The organism is Roseovarius sp. SCSIO 43702 (assembly GCF_019599045.1).
Classification (GTDB): Bacteria; Pseudomonadota; Alphaproteobacteria; order Rhodobacterales; family Rhodobacteraceae; genus Roseovarius.
The window spans coordinates 2,375,428-2,395,897 of sequence record NZ_CP080623.1 but is presented as its reverse complement, the minus strand read 5'-3'; the positions used below and the strand labels follow the sequence as shown (position 1 = coordinate 2,395,897).

The window sequence follows — 20,470 nt, the reverse complement described above, 5'->3', positions numbered from 1 at the left end:
GCGGACGTCGTGACACGAGTATTTTTGGCAATATGAAGCAGGGGGTTACGCGACGATCCTCGCGCGGCGCATGAAGAGCGCGTCGAGCGAGAGAGGGCCTGCGCCCTTGATGACCAGCACCGCGAGGAGGAACAGCCAGAGCGCGCGCTGGTCCATGATCACCGCGTCGGGGAACCGGTCGAACCATGCGCCGCGCGTGGCAGGTTCATGGATGGCGCCGTGGCCCCAGAGATCGGTGAGCGTCTGGACCGTGACGAAGCCGATCATGCCAAGGGCCGAGAGGCGGGTCAGAAGGCCCAGCACGATGAGCGCCGGGAGCAGGAACTCCGCCCAGGTGCCGGCAAGCACGACGAGCGTGTGGAAGGTGGAAAGCTGGCTCGTGTCGAAGCCCGCCGCCTCCATCTGGCGGGGGAAGATCTGGGCGTAGGCGCCGGTCGAGGGCGAGACGAGGCCGAGCGCCCCGTCGCCCAGCTTGGTGGCGGCGGAGGTCCAGAAATAGCGCAGGAAGATCGCGGCGAAGAGAAAACGCGCGAGCGTGGGCAGGAGCCAGTCGGCGCGTTGGAGGTGCCGGGCCAGCGCGATATACAGGCTCGGAAGGCGCGTCATTCCCGGTCTCCGGGCAGGATCGCCGCGATGGCGCGCGCCTCGATCAGCGTGGCGAGGGGGGCCGAGAGATCGAACCCATCCTCCCGCGCGGCGCCCGCGTCATGCGCCTCGCCCAGGGTCGCGCCGGCGGCGAGCGCCGCCACGAAGGCGCCGGCGGCGGGTGTGAGGCAGAGCGGTTCCGGGTCGAAGTCGGGCCGCACGACGAGCGCGGTTTCCGGGCGCGGCCGCGGCTTCGGTGCGCCGGTGCGGGTGTTGTAGGTCCAGATGGCGTGAATGGGCCAGTCGGAGGCCACGAGATGCGTGGCGGGCGCGAGGCGGAACCGGGTGGCGAGAAGCGCCTCGGGCGGGAGCGCGCCGAGCGCGGCGGTGTCGGCGGGCGGGGCGTCGGCCGCGTGGTAGGCCACGCGCAGCGCCTGTTCGAGCCGCGCGATGTCGGGCAGGTAGGCCAGATGCGCAAGCGGCTGAAACCCTTCGAGAAACCCCGGCAACGCGTCGCCGTAGAGGGCGAGGATCGGCGAGCTGGGCGGGTGCGCGCGCAGGAAGATGCCCATGACGGCGCGGAAATTCTCGTCACCGATGAGGCGGCGGATGACCGGGAAGCCCAGTTCGAGCGCCTCGGTCAGGCTGACCGCGACATTGTTGCGATAGACCGAGAAGCGGCGGCCCGCGGGGTGGCCCGCGCCGTCGGTGAGCCCTTCCGGCACGGGCTGTGAAGGGGCGAGGAGCGCGTCGCGGAAGAGGGCCTGGTTCACGCTCATGCGGCGATCCGGGCCAGGGCGTTCCGGGCGCGGGACGCCTCGGCGGCGAGGACCGGCCAGTCGGGGATGTCGGCGTCCCACTCGATGAGCAGGGGGCGGGGGCCAGAGTGCGCGAAGGTATGATCCAGAAGCGCCCAGACGGGATCGGCGACCGCGCGCCCGTGGCTGTCGATGAGAAGGGGCGCGCCGTGGTCGTCCTCGTCCTCGTCATGGCCGCCGAGATGGACCTCGCCCACGGCGTCGAGCGGGAAGGCGTCGATATAGGCGCGCGGGTCGAGGCCGAGATTGGTGGCGGAGATGAAGACGTTGTTCACGTCGAGAAGGAGGCCGCAGCCGGTGCGGCGCACGATCTCGGCCAGAAAATCGGTTTCGGACCAGGTGCTTTCGGCGAAGGCGAGATAGCTCGAGGGGTTCTCGAGCAGCATGGGCCGGCCCAGCGCCTCCTGCACCTCGTCGACATGCGCGGCGACGCGCGCGAGGGTGGCGGCGGTATAGGGCAGTGGCAGGAGATCGTTTAGAAAGGCGCTGTCATGGGTGGACCATGCCAGATGTTCCGAGAAACTCGCCGGGCCGAGCCAGTCGCAGAGATGGCGCAGGCGGGCGAGGTGCTGGGGGTCGAGCGGGGATTCGCCGCCGATCGAAAGGCCGACGCCGTGGACCGAGATGGGGAAGCGTTCGGAGAGGTGGCGAAGCTGCGCAAGCGGTCGGCCACCGGCGCCCATGTAGTTTTCCGCGTGTATTTCCAGCCACTTGACCGGGCCCGGATCATCCATGATGGCCGCGAAATGCTGCGGCTTGTAGCCCACGCCGGGGGCGGCGGGAAGCGTGCGGGACGGGCGGCTTGTGTCAAGCATGGGCGCATCTCGGGCAGGAGGGGAAGGGCGCGCGGGCAGGGCCGCGCGCCCGGAACAGGCGCTCAGGCCGGCAGGTCGCGGTCGAGCGGCTCGAGGCTGCCGGTGCGGCCGTCGGGAAGCTCCATCTCGGTGCAGGTGCCCGCCTCGACGAGGGTCCACGCGTTGCCCTGGTAGTCGACGGTCGAGGTGCCCGCGCAGGTGGTGCCTGCGCCGGCTTTGCAATCGTTCTCGCCCGCGAGCGAGACGCCGTAGCATTTCTCCTGCTCGGCGGCGGAGGCGGTTCCGGTGGTGGCGCCGAGGGCGGCGGTGACGGCGCCGGCGATGGCGACGGTCTTGGCGAGGTTGGACATTGGGATCTCCCTGTTGGATGTCTTTTTCTGGCCGCCTGCCGGGTGGCGGGCGGTGAGGGAAGAATGACAGGATTTTGCCACATAAAGCTACTCACAGGCGCGTCATTGACGCGGGAGTGAGGGGATGTGAGTCGGAAATTTTTATCAAGTAATTGATTTTAAAAAGTAAATTTGAGCGGCGCGTTGCCGAGAGGGCAGCGCGCCGCCGGATTGTTACAGCAAATCGGGCGGTGTCGCGTCGCGCGAGAGGGCCGGGATGACCTCGGAAAGCGGCTCCACGCTGGTCTGTTTCTCGCCCAGGCGGCGGACGGACACGGTGCGATCCTCGACCTCGCGCAGGCCGCAGGCGAGGATGACGGGCACCTTGCCGACCGAGTGCTCGCGGACCTTGTAGTTGATCTTCTCGTTGCGGGTGTCGGCCTCGGCCCGGATGCCCGCCTCGCGCAGTTGCGCCACCACGTCCTCGACGTAGTCATTGGCCTCGGAGACGATGGAGGCGACGACCACCTGCCGAGGCGCGAGCCAGAAGGGCAGGCGCCCGGCATGTTCCTCGATCAGGATGCCGATGAAACGCTCGAAACTGCCGAGCGTCGCGCGGTGCAGCATGACGGGACGGTGTTTCGCGCCGTCCTCGCCGATATAGGTGGCGTCGAGCCGCTCGGGGAGAACGAAATCCACCTGGTGCGTGCCGCATTGCCAGTCGCGCCCGATGGCGTCGGTGAGGACGAATTCGAGCTTGGGGCCGTAGAAGGCGCCCTCGCCGGGGTTCAGCTCGGGCTCGAACCCCGCGGCGCGGGTGGCCGAGAGAAGGGCGGATTCGGCCTTGTCCCAGACGTCGTCCGAGCCTGCGCGCTTCTCGGGGCGGTCCGAGAACTTGACCTTGAAGTTCTCGAAGCCGAGGTCGCGGTAGACATCCGAGAGGAAGCGGATGAATTCGGCGGTTTCGGACTCGATCTGGTCCTCGCGGCAGAAGATGTGTCCGTCATCCTGCGTGAAGCCGCGCACGCGCATGATGCCGTGGAGCGCGCCCGAGGGCTCGTAGCGGTTGCACGAGCCGAATTCGGCCATGCGCAGGGGCAGGTCGCGGTAGGACTTGAGGCCCTGGTTGAAGATTTGCACGTGGCAGGGGCAGTTCATGGGCTTGAGCGCGTTGATGGCCTTTTCGCGGGCGTGTTCCTCGTCCACCTCGACGATGAACATGTGTTCTTGATATTTCTCCCAGTGACCGGACGCTTCCCAGAGCTTGCGGTCCACGACCTGCGGGGTGTTCACCTCGACGTAGCCGCCCGCGCGCTGGCGGCGGCGCATGTAGTCCTGAAGCTCGGTGTAGATGGTCCAGCCGTTCGGGTGCCAGAAGATCTGGCCGCGCGCCTCTTCCTGCATGTGGAAGAGGTCCATCTCGCGGCCGAGCTTGCGGTGGTCGCGCTTGGCGGCCTCCTCGAGCATGTTGAGATGCGCCTTGAGCTTCTCCTTGCCGGTGAAGCCCACGCCGTAGATGCGCTGGAGCATCTTGCGGCTCGAGTCGCCGCGCCAGTAGGCGCCGGCCACGGACATGAGCTTGAACGCATCGGCAGGCACCTGCCCGGTGTGCTGAAGATGCGGGCCGCGGCAGAGATCCTGCCAGTGGCCATGCCAGTACATGCGCAGGGGTTCGTCGCCGGGGATGGCCTCGATCAGCTCGACCTTGAAGGGCTCGTTGGCGTCCTCGTAATGCTTGATCGCGCGGTCGCGGTCCCAGACCTCGGTGCGGACGGGATCGCGCAAGTTGATGATTTCGCGCATCTTCTGTTCGATCCGGCCGAGATCCTCGGGGGTGAAAGGTTCCTCGCGGTCGAAGTCGTAATACCAGCCGTTCTCGATCACCGGGCCGATCGTGACCTTCACGTCGGGCCAGATTTCCTGCACGGCGCGGGCCATGATATGGGCGAGGTCGTGGCGGACGAGTTCGTTGGCGGGCGCCTCGTCGGCCATGGTGTTGATGGCGATCCGCGCGTCATGCCCGATGGGCCATTGCAGATCCCAGTGCTTGCCGTCCACGGTGGCGGAAATGGCCTTCTTGGAGAGGGATTTCGAGATGTCGGCAGCCACGTCGGCGGGGGTGATCCCGGCATCGTAGTCGCGCGAATTGCCATCGGGGAAAGTCAGGGAAATCTGGGCCATCGGCCTTGCTCCTCGTCGGTTTGGCGCCCACGGAACGCCCGGTTGCGGGTTATGTACCGGCGTCTTTTGGCGGGTGAGCCGGACCCTGTCAAGCCAGTGGCGGCGCGAGGTTGACGGGATGTGAAGGCGGCGCGCGATTTCTGCGGGAAGCGCGCGGCGAATCGGCCCGCGAAAGCCTTGGTTAACAGGGGAAACGGGTGGTTTCGCGACGTCGGTATCCATGTCGGTATCCACGTCGGTATCGCGTCGGTGCGCGGCGCGGGGGAAGGCCGGTTAACCCGGCGCGCGGTGCGGAAAGGACAGGCAGGGCGACCTACCTTGGGTGAAATTCCGCGCGGGAATTTCATGCGCGCGGCCGGGCCCATGGAAAATTCCGGGCCGGAAAATTGCAATTCCCCGGCCCGCGCTAGATGATGCGCGGTGAAAGACGGAGGTGAGCATGACCCGTGACCTGAGTGACGAGTTGTTCGAGGCGCTGGTCGACAATCCCGAGGCGCCCGGCGGGCTGAGCGAGACGCAGCAGGCGGCGGAGCCGGGGAACTTCCTGCGCCATATCCTGGCGCTTTCGGCGAGCAAGGTGGCCGATGGTCTTCTCAACCCGAAGCTCGTGCTGAGCTGGCTGCTGGAGCATCTCGATGCGGGCGCGCTCTGGACCGGGCTGCTGGTGCCGGTGCGCGAGGCGGGCGCGCTCCTGCCGCAGCTTTTCACCGCCGGGGCCATTCACGGGATGGCCCGGCGCAAATGGGCCTGGGCCGCCGGATCGGCGGTGCAGGGGATCGCGGCGGGGGGCATCGTGCTGGCCGCGCTGACGCTTCAGGGGAACATGGCGGGCGCGGTGATCGTGGCGCTGCTGGCGGTGCTCGCGCTGGCGCGCTCGGTCTGCTCGGTGAGCTACAAGGACGTGCTGGGCAAGACGGTGGGACGCACGCGGCGCGGCACGGCCACGGGCGCGGGCGCGGCGGCGGCGAGCGTGGCGGTCATCGGCTTCGCCGCGCTCCTGATGCTGGGCCTGGGCGAGCGGATCGAGCTTGTCCTCGGCGCGCTGGTCCTGGCGGCGGTGGGCTGGGGCCTGTCGGCGGTGATCATGGCGTCGATGCGGGAGGAGGCGCAGCGAGGCGACGCGCGCGGCGTGGGCGCGTCGATCGCGCAACTGAAGCTGCTGCGCGATCGCCCGCAGCTTCTGCGCTTCGTCGCGGCGCGCTCGGCGCTGGTGGGCACCGCGCTGGCGCCGCCCTACCTGGTGCTGCTGGCCTCGGGCGAGAACGCGGCGCGGCAACTCGGTGCGCTCGTGCTGGCCTCGGCGGTGGCCTCGCTCCTGTCGTCCTACGTGTGGGGCCGGCTCAGCGACCGGTCATCGCGGCGCGTGCTCATCTACGCGGGGCTCGCGGGGGCCGCCGCGCTGGCGCTTGCGCTGGTGGTCGAGGCGATGAACCTGGCCGAGACGGCCTGGGCCATTCCCGGTGTGCTCTTCGTGCTGATGGTGGCCTATCACGGCGTGCGGCGGGCGCGTTCGACCTATCTTGTGGACATGGCGCCCGAGGACGAGCGGCCGACCTACACGGCGGTGACGAACACGGCGGTGGGGGTCTTCCTGCTGATCGCGGGGGCGGGGGCCGCGGCGGTGGCCGCGTGGTCGGTTCCGCTTGCGCTCGGGCTCTTTCTCGTGATGACACTGTGGGGTGCGTGGCTGGCGCGCGGGCTGGACGAGGTGGAAGATGGCTGAGTTTCTCGACACGATGGAGGGGCGGCGGCTGGCCTATGAGCACCGCGCGGGCAAGGGGCCCGGGGTGGTTTTCCTCGGCGGGTTCAAGTCCGACATGGAGGGCACCAAGGCGCTGCATCTCGACGAGTGGGCCCGGCGCGAGGAGCGCGCGTTCCTGCGGTTCGACTATTCGGGACACGGGCAGAGTTCGGGCACGTTCGAGGACGGCTGCATCGGCGACTGGTTCGCGGATGCGCGCGCGGTGATCGAGGCGGTGACGGAGGGGCCGCAGATCCTCGTGGGGTCATCCATGGGGGGCTGGATCGCGCTTCTCTGCGCGCGCGACTGCCCCGAGCGGATCGCGGGCCTCGTCACCATCGCGGCGGCGCCGGATTTCACCGAGGACGCGATGTATGCGGGGTTCAGCGAGGCGCAGCGCGAGGAACTCATCACGGCGGGCGCGATCGCGCTGCCGAGCGAATACGGCGCGCCCTATGTCATCACGCGCAGGCTGATCGAGGAGGGGCGCGACAACCTCGTGATGCGCGCGCCGCTGCGGCTCGACATGCCGGTGCGGTTCCTCCAGGGCACGGCGGACGAGGACGTGGAGACGAGCGTCGCGCTGCGCCTGCTGGAGCATTGCGAAGGCGGGGACATGCGCCTCACGCTGGTGAAGGGGGCCGATCACAGGTTTTCCGAGCCGGAATGCCTGGCGCTCATCGAGCGGTCGATCGAGGAGGTGATCGCGCGGGCGGAGCCAGTGTGAGACGCTGGATTGCGCGCGTCCTCGCGGCGCTCGCGCTGGCTGCGGGCGCGCTCTTCGTCCTCGGGCCCTACGAGCCGGTCGAGGTCGGAGCGAGCTTCGAGCCGCGGCGGTTTGGCGAGGGGGTGGGGGTCTATCTCGAGACGGTCGAATCCTATCACGGCGATATCCGCCCGGGCGCCGAGAAGCGCGTGGTCTGGGCCGGGCAGCGCGAGACCCGCACGCCGTTGTCGGTGGTGTACCTGCACGGGTTCTCGGCCTCGGCCGCGGAGATCCGGCCGGTGCCCGACCGGGTGGCCGAGGCGCTGGGCGCGAACCTTGTCTACACGCGGTTTCGCGGACATGGGCGCGATGGCGACGCGATGGCCGAGGGGAGCGTCAAGGCGTGGATGGAGGACGCGGCGGAGGCGCTTGCGCTCGGGCGTGCCACGGGCGAGCGGGTGATCGTGGTGGCCACCTCCACGGGGGCGTCGATCGCCACGGTTGCGCTGGCCGATGCGCAGATGTCGGAGCGCGTGGCGGGGGCAGTGCTGATCTCGCCCAACTACGGCCTGCGGCATCCGATGGCGCCGCTTCTGACCCTGCCCGCCGCGCGGCACTGGGTGCCGATGCTGGCCGGATCGCGCCGCAGCTTCGAGCCGAGGAGCCCGGAGCAGGCGGCGCATTGGACGACCGAGTATCCCAGCGTCGCGGTGTTTCCCATGGCGGCGGTGGTGAAACATGCGCGCGGCCTCGATCACGGCGCGATCGGGGTGCCGGCGCTCTTCATCTTCTCGGACGAGGACGGGGTGGTGCGGGCCGATATGACGGCAGACGTGATGGCGCGCTGGGGCGGCGAGACGGCGCGGGTGATCCCGAAATCCGGCCCCGATGACGATCCGCTGCGCCACGTCATCGCGGGCGACATCATGAGCCCCGGCGCCACCGACGAGGTGACGGAGGCGATCATCGGCTGGGTGCGGGGCCTCAAGTGAGGCGGCCGCGCAGTATGTGGAGCCTCGAGACGCTGGGCCGTGTCCGGCTCAGCCGGCATTTCTACATGCGCGATTTCCTCTACTCGGAGATCGGCAATTTCCACCGCATCCAGAACATCCCGCAAGACCCTGACATGGCGGTGGAAAACGGGCGAATGCTGTGCCAGATGCTGCTTGATCCGCTGACCGAGACCTTCGGGCGGATCGCGATCCGCTCGGGCTATCGCAGTCCCGAGTTGAACCGCTTCGGCAACGAGAACCGCCTCAACTGCGCGCGCAACGATGCGAATTACGGGCATCACATATGGGACCGGGAGGCCGCCACGGGGCGCGGGGCGGGCACGTCGCTCGTCATACCGTGGTTCGCGGACCGCCATGCCGAAGGCCGGGACTGGCGCGACCTCGCGTGGTGGATCCACGATCACCTGCCCTATTCGGACCTGTGTTTCTTTCCAAGGCTCTGCGCCATGAACCTGAGTTGGCGCGAGGCGCCCCGGCGCACGATCTCGAGCTACATCGCGCCGCGCGGGTTGCTGTTGGCCGAGGGGGCGGTGCCCGATGAGGGGCGGGCCACGCGCCGCGCGCGCTATGCGGATTTTCCGCCGTTTCGGGGCATCGCATATCCATGAGCCTTGACCGGCCCGGTGGCTGTGTCAGAGTGCGGCAGGCCGGCGGGACAGGCGAGAAGCGGGAGCCAACCACATGCAGGAGCCACTGGTGCTGTTGCCCGGGCTGATGTGCGACGCGCGGGTCTATGGCCCGCAACTGGCGGCGCTGAGCCCGGACACCTGCCTGACGGTCGCGCCGATCACGCGCGGCGAGCGGATCGAGGAGATCGCCTCGGGGCTTCTGGACGTGCTGCCGCGGCGCTTCGCGCTGGCGGGGGCGTCGATGGGCGGCGTGGTGGCGATGGAGATCCTGCGCCGCGCGCCCGACCGGGTGACGCGGATCGCGCTCATGTGCACGACGGCGCTTGCCGAGACCCCGCAGAGTTCGGCCGACCTGGAGCCGGTCATCATCAAGGCGCGCGCGGGCCATCTGCGCGACGTGGTCGAGCGCGTGATCCGGTCCGCGAGCCTTGCGCCCGGCGCGACGCGGGGGCAGGTGATGGGGCTTGTCCAGGACATGGCCGAGCATCTCGGGGCGGAAGTCGTGCACCGGCAGCTCAAGGCGATGCAGCGGCGGCGCGACTACCAGGCGGCGCTGCGCAAGTGCAAGGTGCCCGCGCTGGTCATGTGCGGCGAGCATGACGGCGAGACGCCGATCAAGCGGCACAGGTTCCTGGCCGATCTCATCCCCTACGGCACGCTCGAGGTGATCGAGGGGGCGGGGCATTACCCGATGCTGGAACAGCCCGACGTCACCACCGACGCGCTGCGCGACTGGTTGCGGCAGCCGCTGGTGTTGCAGACCCGCGCGGAGGCGTGACCGGCGGGGCACGGGCGTCGGACCGCCCGGCCCCGGACCGATTCAGGCGGCGGCGATCTTGTTCGCCGGTTTGCGGCGGGGGCTCGTGCGGTTGCGCTTGGCCGGGGCCTCGGAATTGGCGTCGATGAAGTTCAGCACGAGCGGCCGGATGTTGTTGCGCCACGACCGGCCCGCGAAGATGCCGTAATGGCCGGCCTCGGGTTCCACGTAGCTTGCCTTCTTGTCCTCGGGCAGGCCGGTGCAGAGCGCGAGCGCGGCGACGCATTGGCCGGGGGCCGAGATGTCGTCCTTGCCGCCCTCGACCGTCTTGACCGCGACGCGGGTGATGGCGCCGATGTCGATCCGGTGGCCCTTGACCGTGAACTCGTTCTTCGCGACCTCGAGATCCTTGAAGAGCCGCTCGACCGTCGAGAGGTAGAACTCGGCCGGCATGTCCATCACGGCGAGATATTCGTCGTAGAACTTGTTGTGGGGGTCGCGGTCCCCGGCCTCGCCCCGGGCGACGCGGGAGATCTGGTTCGAGAAGGCGGTGGCGTGGCGGTCGGCATTCATCGACATGAAGGAGGCGAGCTGAAGCAGGCCGGGATAGACCTTGCGCCCGACGCCGCGATACTTGAAGCCGACCTGCTGGATCATGCCTTCCTGGAGCTGACCCATGGTGACGCGGCGGCCGAAATCGGTGACATCGGTGGGCGCGGCGTCGGGATCGACCGGCCCGCCGATCAGGGTGAGCGAGCGGGGCTGCGCATCGGGGTCCTGCTCGGCCAGGTAGGCGGTGGCCGCGAGCGCGAGCGGCGCGGGCTGACAGATGGCGATGACATGCAGGTCGTTGCCCAGCTCGCGCATGAACTCGGTGAGGTAGAGCGTGTAGTCCTCGATGTCGAACTTGCCCTCGCTCACCGGAATGTCGCGGGCGTTGTGCCAATCCGTGACCCAGACGTCACAGTCGGGCAGGAGCGACTTGACCGTCGAGCGCAGGAGCGTCGCGTAATGGCCCGACATGGGCGCCACGAGCAGGACCCGGCGGTCCATGTCGTCGCGGCTTGCCACGTGGAAGCGGATGAGGTCGCCGAAGGGTTTGCGCACCACCGGCTCGACCGTGATGAGGTGGTCGCGCCCGTCCTCGCCGGTGATCGATTCGATCCCCCAGTCGGGCTTGGTGACCATGCGGTCGAAGCTGCGCTCGGTCACTTCGCCCCAGGCCGCCACCCATTGGAACATGGGGTTTGGCGCCATGCTGAACATGGGATAGGATGCGAAGGAAAGCGCTGTTGCGCCGAGCCATTGATTTGCGTTGCGGATGGTCTCCATGAGATCATAGGTCATCATGTGCCGCATATGGCGTCCTTTCCCGGCCTGCGCCGGATTGTTGGGTCGCTATCGCTGCGCCGGTCGGAGCAGGATGCTGCGTAGCAGCGAGGGTAAGAGGTAAAATTTCAAATGGCAACGCAGGACGACGCGTCAGGTAAAAATATCGAGAAGCTCAACGAGAACCTGCAACGGGTGGAGGCATTGACCGAGCGGCTGGTGCAGGCGTTCGCGCGTGCCAACCCGGCCAATCCCACGCTGAGCGGACCCTCGCAGGACCTTTATGCGCGCGCGGCGATGTCGGCCTGGGCGGAGATGGTGGAGAATCCCGGCAGGATCTACGAACAGCAGCTCGAATACTGGGGCCGGTCGGTGCGGCATTTCCTGGAGGCGCAGCAGGCGATGATCCAGGGCGCGGCGCCCGAGGACGACGACCTTCCCGATCCGCTGCAGGGGGACAAGCGGTTTTCCAACCCGCTTTGGGAGACGCATCCCTATTTCCGCTACGTCAAGCGGCAATACGCCACCAACGCGCAGGCCATCGCGCAGGCCGTGGAGGAGATGGACGGGTTGCCGCCCAAGGAAAAGCGGCGGCTGGAATATTTCGCGCGCCAGATCACCGACATGATGGCGCCCACGAATTTCCTCGGCACCAACCCCGATGCGCTCGAGCGGGCGGTCGAGACGGAGGGCGAGAGCCTGGTGAAGGGGCTGGAGAACCTCGTCGCGGATCTCGAGGCCAACAACGGCGAGCTGGTCGTGCGCCTCTCGGACGAGAGCGCCTTCGAGCTGGGGGGCAACATCGCCACCGCGAAGGGCGAGGTGGTCTATCGCAACGAGATGATGGAGCTGATCCAGTACGCGCCGACCACCGAGGAGGTGTACCAGACGCCGATCGTGCTTTTCCCGCCCTGGATCAACAAGTTCTACATCCTCGACCTCAAGGAGCAGAACAGCCTGATCCGCTGGATCGTGGACCAGGGCTACACGCTTTTCGTGGTGTCCTGGGTGAACCCCGGACCGGACCATGCCGACACGGGCATGGAGGATTATGTCGAGCAGGGCTATCTCGAGGCGATCCGCGTGGTGAAGGAGATCACCGGCGTCAAGAAGGTGAACGCCGTGGGTTATTGCATCGCGGGCACGACGCTCGCGATGACGCTTGCCCTTCTGAAAAAGCGCAAGGACACGTCCATCAAGTCGGCCACCTTCTTTACCGCGCTGACCGATTTCTCCGAGCAGGGGGAGTTCACGCCCTTCCTGCAGGACGATTTCGTGGACGGGATCGAGGCCGAGGTGGAGGCGCAGGGCGTGTTGCGCGCCTTCATCCTGGGGCGCACGATGAGTTTCCTGCGCTCGAACGACCTCGTCTACACGCCCGCGATCCGCTCCTACATGATGGGCGAGACGCCGCCCGCCTTCGACCTGCTCTACTGGAACGGGGACGGCTCGAACCTGCCGGGCCGGATGACGATGGAATACCTGCGCGGCCTGTGCCAGCGCAACGCCTTCGCCGGCGAGGGATTCGAGCTTTGCGGCGAGGTGCTGAAGGTCGGGGACGTGACGGTGCCGCTCATGGCCGTGACCTGCGAGACCGATCATATCGCGCCCTGGCGCGACTGTTACCGCGGGGTGCGGAAGATGGGCTCGAAGGACAAGACCTTCATCGTGTCGCAATCGGGCCATATCGCCGGGATCGTCAACCCGCCCTCGAAGAAGAAATACGGCCATTACACCAATGGCGACGTGGAGGCCGACGCGGAGGGCTGGATCGAGGCGGCGGAGTTTCACGAGGGGTCGTGGTGGCCGCGCTGGGAGGCGTGGCTGCGGCCGCGATCGGGCAAGAAAGTGCCCGCGCGCCAGCCGGGATCGGACGATTTTCCGCCGATCGAACCGGCCCCCGGCAGCTATGTCCGGCGCAAGGCGGTCGAAGTTTTCGAGTGAAAACAGCGCGTTGACCCTGCGTCACCTTTTTATGCCGCAGTGCAGAAAAAATCCTTGAAATGCTGCGATGCGGCACGTATATGTTGTGCAGACGCAGCAAGGCGGGAATGAGCCCGCCGGCCTCGCAGAAACACACGGTATCAAGGATCGAGACAATGGCAAAAGCACAAGACTTCAACACCATGATGAAAGACTTCATGGGCGCATTCCCGATGGACACGAAAGCCATCGAGGACGCCTTCAAGCACCAGGCGGAACTCAACGAGAAATTCTCGAGCGTGGCCCTCAAGGCCGCCGAGCAGTCGGCAGAGATCTCGAACAAGTGGACCAAGGACACCCTGGCCCGCATGAACGACCTGACGAAAGCCAAGGACGAGCCCACCGACTACACCAAGGCGATGACCGATTTCGCATCGGCCAATGCCGAAGTGGCCGCCGAGAACATGGCCGCCTTCGCCGAAGTCGCGAAGAAGGTCCAGATGGAAACCGTCGACCTGATGATGGCGACCGGCAAGACCATGCAGGACGACGCCGCGAAGGCCGTCAAGAAAGCGACCGACGACGTGTCGGCCGCCGCCAAGAAAGCATCGGCATCCGCCGCGAAGTAAGTCGCGCAGGATCACGATCCGCGCCGCCGCCTCCTCCCTGCCGGCAGGCGCAGATCGCAAAGGGCGAGCCATGTGCTCGCCCTTTCCTTTTTCACGCCATGCGGTAAGCTGTGCCGCAAAGCCGCATCAGGGAGGATCGCGCGTGGCCGAGACCGAGAAACCGCTTCTGATCAAGCGCTACGCGAGCCGCCGGCTCTATAACACCGAGACGTCCGACTACGTCACGCTCGAGGATATCGCGCATTTCATCCGCGAGGGGCGCGAGGTGCGGATCATCGACCTCAAGTCCGGCGACGACCTGACGCGGCAGTATCTTCTCCAGATCATCGCGGAGCATGAAAGCCGCGGCGAGAACGTCCTGCCGGTCAACGTGCTGACCGACCTTGTGCGAAGCTATACCACCCAGGCGAGCAGCATGGTGCCCGAGTTCCTGGCGCAGAGCTTCGAGATGCTGCGCGAGGGGCAGACGCAGATGATGGAGAACATGACCCGTGCCAACCCGCTGGCCCAGATGCCGGGGATGGAGGCGCTGCGCGCGCAGCAGGAAGCCTTCATGAAGGCGATGGGCGGCTTCGGCGTGCGGGACGCGGGCAAGCCGGAAGCCGAGGACAAGCCGGCCGCCGGCGGCGCGGAGAGCGACGAGGATCTCGACGAGATCAAGGAGCAACTGGCCGAGTTGCAGCGCAAGCTTTCCAAGATGGGCAAGTAGAGCCGGGGGCGCGCGGGACGTGGCCGATAGTCCGGGCCGGATCACGCTTTGGGGCATCGAGATATTCATGGCCGCCGCCGACGAGCGGTCGATCTCGGCCGCGGCGCGGCGCCTCGGGACCAGCGCATCGACCGTGAGCCAGCAATTGACCAACCTCGAGACCGCGGTGGGCGCCACGCTTCTCGATCGCAACGCGCGGCCCGTGCGCCTGACGCGGGCGGGCGAGATCATGCATCGCCGCGCGCAGGCCATCCTCAACGAGGCCGCGCAGGCGCGCGCCGAGCTTGCCATGTCCGACCTGTCGCGGCTGACCCGGTTCCGGCTTGGCATGATCGAGGATTTCGAGGCGGACGTGACGCCGCGCCTGCTGACGCATATGGCGGGCGAACTGACCGGGTGCCAGTTCCTGCTGGAGACGGGGGCGAGCCATTACCTTCACGACCTGCTGGATGCGCGCCGGCTTGACGTGATCGTCGCCGCCGAGCTGGGCGAGGCGGCGCCCTGGGCCGAGGTGCACCCGATCCTGCGAGAGCCCTTCGTGATCGCCGCGCCGCGCGGCGCGGTGGCGGGCGGCGCGGGGCTGATGGAGCGGTTGGAGCGCCTGCCGCTCATCCAGTACACGCAGCGGCACTACATGGGCCGTCTCATCGCGTCGCACATGGCGCGGCAGGGGCTGACGCTGCCGCATCGCTTCGAACTCGACAGCTATCACGCGATCCTCGCGCTGGTGGGGCAGGGGCAGGGCTGGACGATCCTGACGCCGCTCGCGCTGGCGCGTGCGCAGCGCTTCGCGGACCGGATCGACGTGTTCGAACTGCCCGTCGCGCCGCTCACGCGGACGATCAGCCTGACCGCGCGGAAGGGGATGCTCGAGGACATGCCCGAGCGCGTGGCGGCGACGCTGAAACCCATCCTCGAGGAAACGGTCGTCGCCCCGGCGATCGAGAGATACCCGTTTCTCGGCGGGGCGCTCGCGATGGTCTGACGGGTCGCGCCGCGCCGCGCCGCGTCAGGCGCGGCGGAAGGCGGCCTCGAGCGCGTCGAGCACGATATCGGCCTCGGGGATGCCGAACACCATGGGCGGCTTGAGCTTGAGCACGTTCTCGTCCGGGCCGTCGGTCGAGAGCAGCACGCCCTGTTCGCGCAGGTCGTTGACGATGGCCGTGGCCGCGTCGGTGGCCGGGGCACGGGTGTCCGCGTCGCGCACGAGTTCGATCCCGCAGAACAGGCCGCGCCCGCGCACGTCACCGATGAGCGGGTGCCGCGTGGCGAGGTCACGGAAGCACGCCATGAGGTGATCGCCGGTGGCCCTGGCGCGGGCCTGGAGGTCTTCGCTCTCGATCACGTCGAGCACGGCCATGCCCACGGCCATCGAGACGGGATTGCCGCCGAAGGAGTTGAAATATTCCATGCCGGTGCGGAACTTCTCGGCCAGCGCGCGTGTCGTCGCCACGGCGGCGAGCGGGTGGCCGTTGCCGATGGGTTTGCCCATCACGACGATATCGGGGGTGACGCCCTGTGTCTCGAAGGCCCAGAAGGCATCGCCCATGCGTCCGAAGCCGCATTGCACCTCGTCGGCGATGCAGACGCCGCCGCGGGCGCGCACATGCGCGTAGGCGGCCTCGAGATAGCCCGGCGGGTAGAAGACCTGGCCGCCCACGCCGGACACCGATTCGGCGATGAAGCTCGCCGCGCCCGAGCCGGTGGCGGCCTCGATGTCGTCGAGACAGCGCGCCACGTCCGCGGCATAGGCGGTCGCCGTCTCCTGGGTCATGCCGCGATGGGTGCCGCGATAGGCGTCGGGGAACTCCGCGATCTCGACGAAATCGGGCTTGGGGAAGCCGCCTTTGCGCTTGAACTTGTAAGGCGAGACATCGACCATGCCGCCGGTGTTGCCGTGATAGGCCCAGTCGAGCACGACGGTGTTCTTGCGCCCCAGCGCCGTGCGCGCGATGCGCAGCGCAAGCTCGTTCGCCTCGGAGCCGGAATTGACGAAGAAGAGCGTGTCGAGCCCCTCGGGGAGCCTGGCGGCGAGGCGTTCGGAATAGTCGAGGATCGGCTCGCCCAGGTAGCGGGTGTTGGTGTTGAGCGTCGCGGCCTGCGCGGCGAGCGCGTTCACCACATGCGGGTGACAGTGGCCGACATGGGTGATGTTGTTCACCGCGTCGAGGAAGTGCCGCCCGGTGTGGTCGATGAGCCAGGGGCCGCGGCCGCGCACGATCTTGAGCTTGTTGCGGTAGGAGACCGAGAGCGCGGGGCTGAGGTGATCGGCGCGGCGGCGCATCAGCGCCTCGGGCGGGTTGGGATCGACGGTGAAGGTTTCGGGCGTGAGACCGAGGAGCGGGAGCGGGTCGAGGCAGATGTCCGACCAGATGTCCCAATGGCTGTCATGGCCCACGCCGAAGAAGTTGTCGGATTGCGAGAGCATGGTCGACATGACCTGGAAATGCAGGTGCGGCGACCAGCCGCCGTTCTCGTGCCAGTCGCCGAACCGCGCGATCGTGTCGCCGGCGCGGACGGTCGCGCCCTCGGTTGCCAGCCCCTCGCCGGCGAGGTGGCCGTAGAGGGTGAAGAAGGGCAGGCCGTCGGCGGTTTCGTGTTCGAGGATCAGGAGATTGCCGTAGTCGAGCGGGTCGGCGTTGTAGGTGGCGCGCCGGACGCGGCCGTCGAGCGGCGCAAGGACGGGGGTGCCCGCCGGGCCGAAGACGTCGATCCCCATGTGCCGCGTGCGCCGCTCGGGCGAGGCCGCGTCGGCGAATTGCTCGGACGTGTAGACGCTGCGCACCTCGCCATAGGGGCCCATGCCGTAGAAGGGGACGTTGTCGGGCAGCGACTCGGGGCGGTGGGTGCCAAGCCAGTCGTCGAAGGCGCGGTCGGAGTAGGCGGGCATGTCGGGATAGGTGCCATCCATCAGGAGCGCCATGCGCGCCGCGCGCCTGAGCGAGGGCGGGCAGAGGGGAGCCGGGGGGCGCGCCGCGAGATCGGCCCGGATCGCGGGGGCGGTCGGCACCGCGTCGTGGCCCGCCGCCTTGCGGCAGAGCGCGGTCATGAAGGCGGGGTCAATCCGGTCCAGCCTGTCCAGCAGCGCGAAGGCGGGTTTCTGCGAGACGAGCAGGTAGTCGTTCCCGGGATGCGCCTTGATCTGGTGCGAGGAGATGCAGACGCTGGCCACGAGCCGCATCCGCATGAGATCGAAGAGCACGTCGGCCTCGGGGGCGGTGAGGGGGAACTCGGCCACGTAGCCCTCGATCACGGCGCGCATCGCGGTGTAGAGGTCTTCGGCGTCGAGAAGGGCATAGGCCAGCGTGATCGCGAGCTCGTTCACGGTGCGACCGAAGGCCATGTCGCCGAAATCTATGAGGCCGGTCACGCGGTCGGGATCGTCCGCGTCCACGATCACGTTGTTGTCGTTGGCGTCCTGATGGAGGACCGAGGCGCGCAGGGCGGGCAGGCGCGGGGCGACCTGATCCTCGTAGCGGTCGAAGAGGGCGATGACGCGGGCGCGGTCGGCGGCCTCCGCGATCTCGTCGGCCCAGGGGCGCAGGCGCGCGACGTGATCGAGCGACCACACGAAGTCGGGGCGGTGCGCCGCCTTGTGACCGAAGCCCTGGAGCGCGCGGGTGAGGCGGCCCATGAAGGCGCCGAGGCTGCGCAGTTGCGGCGTGCTGCGGGGGGCGCCGCTGAGCAGCGGACCGGAGAGCCAGGTGACGACACGGAGCGCGTGGCTTGCCCCCTCGTGCGACACGGTTTCCATCGGTGCGCCCGAGAGGGTGGGCACGAGGCGCGGCGTGCCGGTGATGCCGCATGCCTCGATATGCGCGAGCGCCGCGTTCTGCATCTCGAGATGCGCGGGATCCTCGGCGGCGTTGGCGAGCTTGACCACGTAGGAGGCCGAGCCGGTGTCGAGGCGCGCGTTCTGGTCGCGCTCGGAGGCGAGGGGCGTGAGCGCGCCCGAGAGCCCGAAATGCCGCTGCGCCAGGTCGGCGAGCGCGTCGAGGGACAGCGCGGGGGGCGTGGCGTCAAAGTCGATCATCGAATCCTCTCGCATCGCGCGGGTCAGTAGACGGTGGCATAGGCCGCGAGGCGGGCCTCCTCGTCAAGGCTCATCGCGTGGTCCAGCTCGCCGCGCTTGTGGGCGAGGTAGACATCGACGAGACCGTCCGCGAACCAGCCGCGCACCGTGTCGCTGGCCTCGAGCCGGTCGAGCGCGGTCGCGAGGTCGGAGGGCAGCGCCCCGAGCCCGCGTTCGGCCAGCGCGTTCTCGGAAAGAAGCGAGAGATCCTCCTCGGTGGCCTCGGGCATGGGCAGCGCGTCCTCGATCCCCTGGCAGCCCGCATGGACCACGGCCGCGAGCACGAGATGCGGGGAGGCGGTGGCGTCGGCGGCGCGGAACTCGAAATTGTACTGGCGCGCGATGCTGGCCGGGTCGGTGCCCTGCACCGGGCAGATGCGCACCGCCGCCTCGCGGTCGCGGAAGCCGAGGTTGTTGAAGGCCGCGCTCCAGCGATGCGGGGTGAGGCGGGTGTAGGAGATGGCCGAGGGCGCGGCGAAGGCGATGATCGCGTCGAGATGCGCGAGAATGCCCGCGATGAACTGTCCGGTGATCTCGGTCATGCCGCAGGGGCCGTTCCCGTCATGGGTGGCGGGGGCGCCCGATTCGTCGAGGAAGCTCATGTGGATATGCACGCCGTTGCCGACGCCCGCGGGGTCGAGGATGGGCGAGAGCGTCGCCTTCTCGCCATGGCGACGGGCGGTGAAGTGGATGAGCTCGCGCAGGACCGCGGCGATGTCGGCCGAGGCGAGGCCGGGGGCGGGTTTCACCGTCACCTCGAACTGCTCGGCGCCGTATTCCTTGAGGAACGTGTCCTCGCCCAGGCCCGCCTGTGCCATGGCCGCGACGAGCGCCTCGCCCATGGCGCGGCGGCGGGAGAGGCCCTGGAGCGTGAATGCCTCACCCATGGCGGGGGTGTCCGTCCGAAGCTGGAATTCATGCTCGAAGGCGGCGTTCAGCGTGAGCCCGGTGACCCGGTGGAGACGGTCCAGCGCCGAGCGCAGCGCGCCGCGCGTGCAGCCCAGCCACGGCGCGCCCTCGGGCGTGGTGATGTCGCCCAGGATGAACCGCTCGGGCGGGGTGCCGTCCTCGAAGTCGATCTCGTAGGAGGCGTCGCGGTCGGGCATGATCGCGAGATCCCCGAGCGAGCCGAAGGGCGATTCCGCGATGGTGTCGAAACAGGTAATGAGCGCGTTGGTGGGCACCCAGCCGATGCCGCGCTCGAGCCGCTTTTCGAGTTGCGAGGCCGGGAACGCCTTGCCGCGCATCTTGCCGGCGAGGTCGGACGTGGCGGCGAAAATCAGCGGATCACGGATCATTCGGGGTCTCCTTGGTGTCGAGGCGCATGGCGTCCCATGACTTGATGCGCTTGCGGGTGTCGTCCCATGTCTCTTCGGCGATGCGCGTCACCATCGCCTCGACGAGGGTGAGGGCGCCCGAGTAGCTGTCCCAGACCGTGCCGCTGTCGATGGGCACCGCGACCACCTCGCGCGCATGGCGCGAAACGGGCGAGAGCCACTTGTCGGTCATGAGGAATACCTGGGCGCCGCGCCCGTCGGCGGCGCGCTCGGCCAGTTCGGCGAGGCTTGGCTGGTAGCGGCGGAAATCGACGATGAAGAGTATGTCGCGGGGGCGCATCCGAAGCAGGTATTCGGGCCAGATCTCGGGGTCCGAGGGAAGGTGGAACACGTCGCGGCGCATCTGGCGGAGGTGGCGCGAGAGATAGAGCGCGATGGCGTCGCTGATTCGCCCGCCGATCACGTGGACCGCGCGCTTGGGATCGGCCAGCATGTCGGTCATGCGGGCGAATTGCGCGTGGGTCGTGGCCGCCGTGGAGGCGCGCACGATCTCGCCGGCGCGGGCCACGAAATCGTCGAGGAATTCGCCCTGCACCTGCCGGTCGCGCTCATGCAGGTCGAGCGGCGAGCGGTTGCCCTCCTTCAGCTCCTCTATGAGGTGGCGCTGGAACTCCTGGTAGCCGCCGAATCCGAGCTTGGTGACGAAACGCGAAATGGTGGGCGAGGAGGTCCGCGTCCGCTCGGCGAGCGACTGAATCGGTTCGAGCCCCGCGAACGGGTAGTCGGCCATGAGCGCGGTGCGCAGCTTGCGCTCGGCCGCCGTCAGGTCGGGCTCGATGGCCGCGATACGTTCGAGAACCTGCATGATCGCCCCCCGGTTACGACCCCGAGTATAAGAAAATAATCTATCAAGAAAATGAAAAAGATTGACTATGGAAAAAATATATCAAAGCTTGG

General features: G+C 68.1%; 18 protein-coding genes. 9 read left to right on the top strand and 9 right to left on the bottom strand.

The genetic code is table 11. The features are described from left to right. Window positions 1-45: 45 nt before the first annotated feature. The 5 genes from K1T73_RS11815 to thrS all read right to left on the bottom strand — a co-directional run bounded on the left by K1T73_RS11815 (window position 46) and on the right by thrS (window position 4,728). Window positions 46-606, bottom strand: coding sequence for a DoxX family protein (locus tag K1T73_RS11815; RefSeq protein ID WP_220600899.1), 561 nt, complete (start codon window positions 604-606; stop codon window positions 46-48). Continuing rightward, window positions 603-1,364 (bottom strand): DNA-binding domain-containing protein, encoded by a 762-nt coding sequence (locus K1T73_RS11810; protein WP_220600898.1) that lies wholly within the window; start codon window positions 1,362-1,364, stop codon window positions 603-605. The genes K1T73_RS11815 and K1T73_RS11810 overlap by 4 nt, the downstream gene beginning before the upstream one ends. Beyond that, window positions 1,361-2,218, bottom strand: a complete 858-nt coding sequence (locus K1T73_RS11805; protein ID WP_220600897.1) for a DUF692 family multinuclear iron-containing protein — start codon at window positions 2,216-2,218, stop codon at window positions 1,361-1,363. Before K1T73_RS11805 ends, K1T73_RS11810 begins: the two co-directional genes overlap by 4 nt. 62 nt (window positions 2,219-2,280) lie before the next feature. Next, a complete protein-coding gene (locus K1T73_RS11800) occupies window positions 2,281-2,568 on the bottom strand; it encodes a DUF2282 domain-containing protein (RefSeq protein WP_220600896.1) in 288 nt (95 codons plus the stop codon). Between the two features lie 213 nt (window positions 2,569-2,781). After that, the gene (gene thrS / locus K1T73_RS11795) at window positions 2,782-4,728 is read right to left on the bottom strand and encodes a threonine--tRNA ligase (protein WP_220600895.1); all 1,947 of its coding nucleotides are present in this window, start codon (window positions 4,726-4,728) and stop codon (window positions 2,782-2,784) included. Window positions 4,729-5,167: 439 nt separating this feature from the next. On the opposite strand from thrS, the gene K1T73_RS11790 reads away from it, so the two are divergent. The 5 genes from K1T73_RS11790 to K1T73_RS11770 all read left to right on the top strand — a co-directional run bounded on the left by K1T73_RS11790 (window position 5,168) and on the right by K1T73_RS11770 (window position 9,595). Then, a complete protein-coding gene (locus K1T73_RS11790) occupies window positions 5,168-6,451 on the top strand; it encodes an MFS transporter (protein ID WP_220600894.1) in 1,284 nt (427 codons plus the stop codon). Further along, on the top strand, window positions 6,444-7,196 hold the full coding sequence (locus tag K1T73_RS11785; RefSeq protein ID WP_220600893.1) for an alpha/beta fold hydrolase: 753 nt from the start codon (window positions 6,444-6,446) through the stop codon (window positions 7,194-7,196). The genes K1T73_RS11790 and K1T73_RS11785 overlap by 8 nt, the downstream gene beginning before the upstream one ends. Then, entirely contained in the window at window positions 7,193-8,167 is a 975-nt protein-coding gene (locus K1T73_RS11780; protein WP_259400232.1) for a carboxylesterase, read from the top strand. The genes K1T73_RS11785 and K1T73_RS11780 overlap by 4 nt, the downstream gene beginning before the upstream one ends. Window positions 8,168-8,181: 14 nt before the next feature. Then, window positions 8,182-8,796, top strand: a complete 615-nt coding sequence (locus tag K1T73_RS11775; RefSeq protein WP_220600891.1) for a hypothetical protein — start codon at window positions 8,182-8,184, stop codon at window positions 8,794-8,796. 73 nt (window positions 8,797-8,869) lie between these two features. Continuing rightward, window positions 8,870-9,595, top strand: a complete 726-nt coding sequence (locus tag K1T73_RS11770; RefSeq protein ID WP_220600890.1) for an alpha/beta fold hydrolase — start codon at window positions 8,870-8,872, stop codon at window positions 9,593-9,595. 42 nt (window positions 9,596-9,637) lie between these two features. Here K1T73_RS11770 and phaZ read toward each other — a convergent pair whose 3' ends face one another. After that, on the bottom strand, window positions 9,638-10,933 hold the full coding sequence (gene phaZ / locus K1T73_RS11765) for a polyhydroxyalkanoate depolymerase (RefSeq protein WP_220600889.1): 1,296 nt from the start codon (window positions 10,931-10,933) through the stop codon (window positions 9,638-9,640). A gap of 102 nt (window positions 10,934-11,035) precedes the next feature. Here phaZ and K1T73_RS11760 point away from each other — a divergent pair, with 102 nt between their 5' ends. The 4 genes from K1T73_RS11760 to K1T73_RS11745 all read left to right on the top strand — a co-directional run bounded on the left by K1T73_RS11760 (window position 11,036) and on the right by K1T73_RS11745 (window position 15,149). Continuing rightward, complete coding sequence (locus K1T73_RS11760; protein WP_220600888.1) at window positions 11,036-12,847, top strand: alpha/beta hydrolase; 1,812 nt, start codon at window positions 11,036-11,038, stop codon at window positions 12,845-12,847. A 155-nt stretch (window positions 12,848-13,002) separates the two neighbouring features. Continuing rightward, window positions 13,003-13,455 carry a phasin family protein gene (locus K1T73_RS11755; protein WP_220600887.1) on the top strand — a complete coding sequence of 151 codons (453 nt, stop codon included), beginning with the start codon at window positions 13,003-13,005 and terminating at the stop codon, window positions 13,453-13,455. Between the two features lie 142 nt (window positions 13,456-13,597). Further along, window positions 13,598-14,164 carry a polyhydroxyalkanoate synthesis repressor PhaR gene (gene phaR, locus K1T73_RS11750; protein ID WP_220600886.1) on the top strand — a complete coding sequence of 189 codons (567 nt, stop codon included), beginning with the start codon at window positions 13,598-13,600 and terminating at the stop codon, window positions 14,162-14,164. Window positions 14,165-14,183: 19 nt separating this feature from the next. Continuing rightward, window positions 14,184-15,149, top strand: coding sequence for a LysR family transcriptional regulator (locus K1T73_RS11745; protein WP_220600885.1), 966 nt, complete (start codon window positions 14,184-14,186; stop codon window positions 15,147-15,149). Window positions 15,150-15,173: 24 nt separating this feature from the next. Here the strand turns inward: K1T73_RS11745 and K1T73_RS11740 are convergent, their stop codons facing one another. Genes K1T73_RS11740 through K1T73_RS11730 form a run of 3 tightly spaced genes read right to left on the bottom strand, consistent with a single transcriptional unit; the run spans window position 15,174 to window position 20,378 of the window. Beyond that, window positions 15,174-18,197, bottom strand: a complete 3,024-nt coding sequence (locus K1T73_RS11740; RefSeq protein ID WP_220600884.1) for an aminotransferase class III-fold pyridoxal phosphate-dependent enzyme — start codon at window positions 18,195-18,197, stop codon at window positions 15,174-15,176. Window positions 18,198-18,220: 23 nt separating this feature from the next. Further along, complete coding sequence (locus K1T73_RS11735) at window positions 18,221-19,534, bottom strand: glutamine synthetase family protein (protein WP_220600883.1); 1,314 nt, start codon at window positions 19,532-19,534, stop codon at window positions 18,221-18,223. After that, window positions 19,524-20,378, bottom strand: coding sequence for a MurR/RpiR family transcriptional regulator (locus tag K1T73_RS11730; protein ID WP_220600882.1), 855 nt, complete (start codon window positions 20,376-20,378; stop codon window positions 19,524-19,526). The genes K1T73_RS11735 and K1T73_RS11730 overlap by 11 nt, the downstream gene beginning before the upstream one ends. Between the last annotated feature and the right edge of the window lie 92 nt (window positions 20,379-20,470).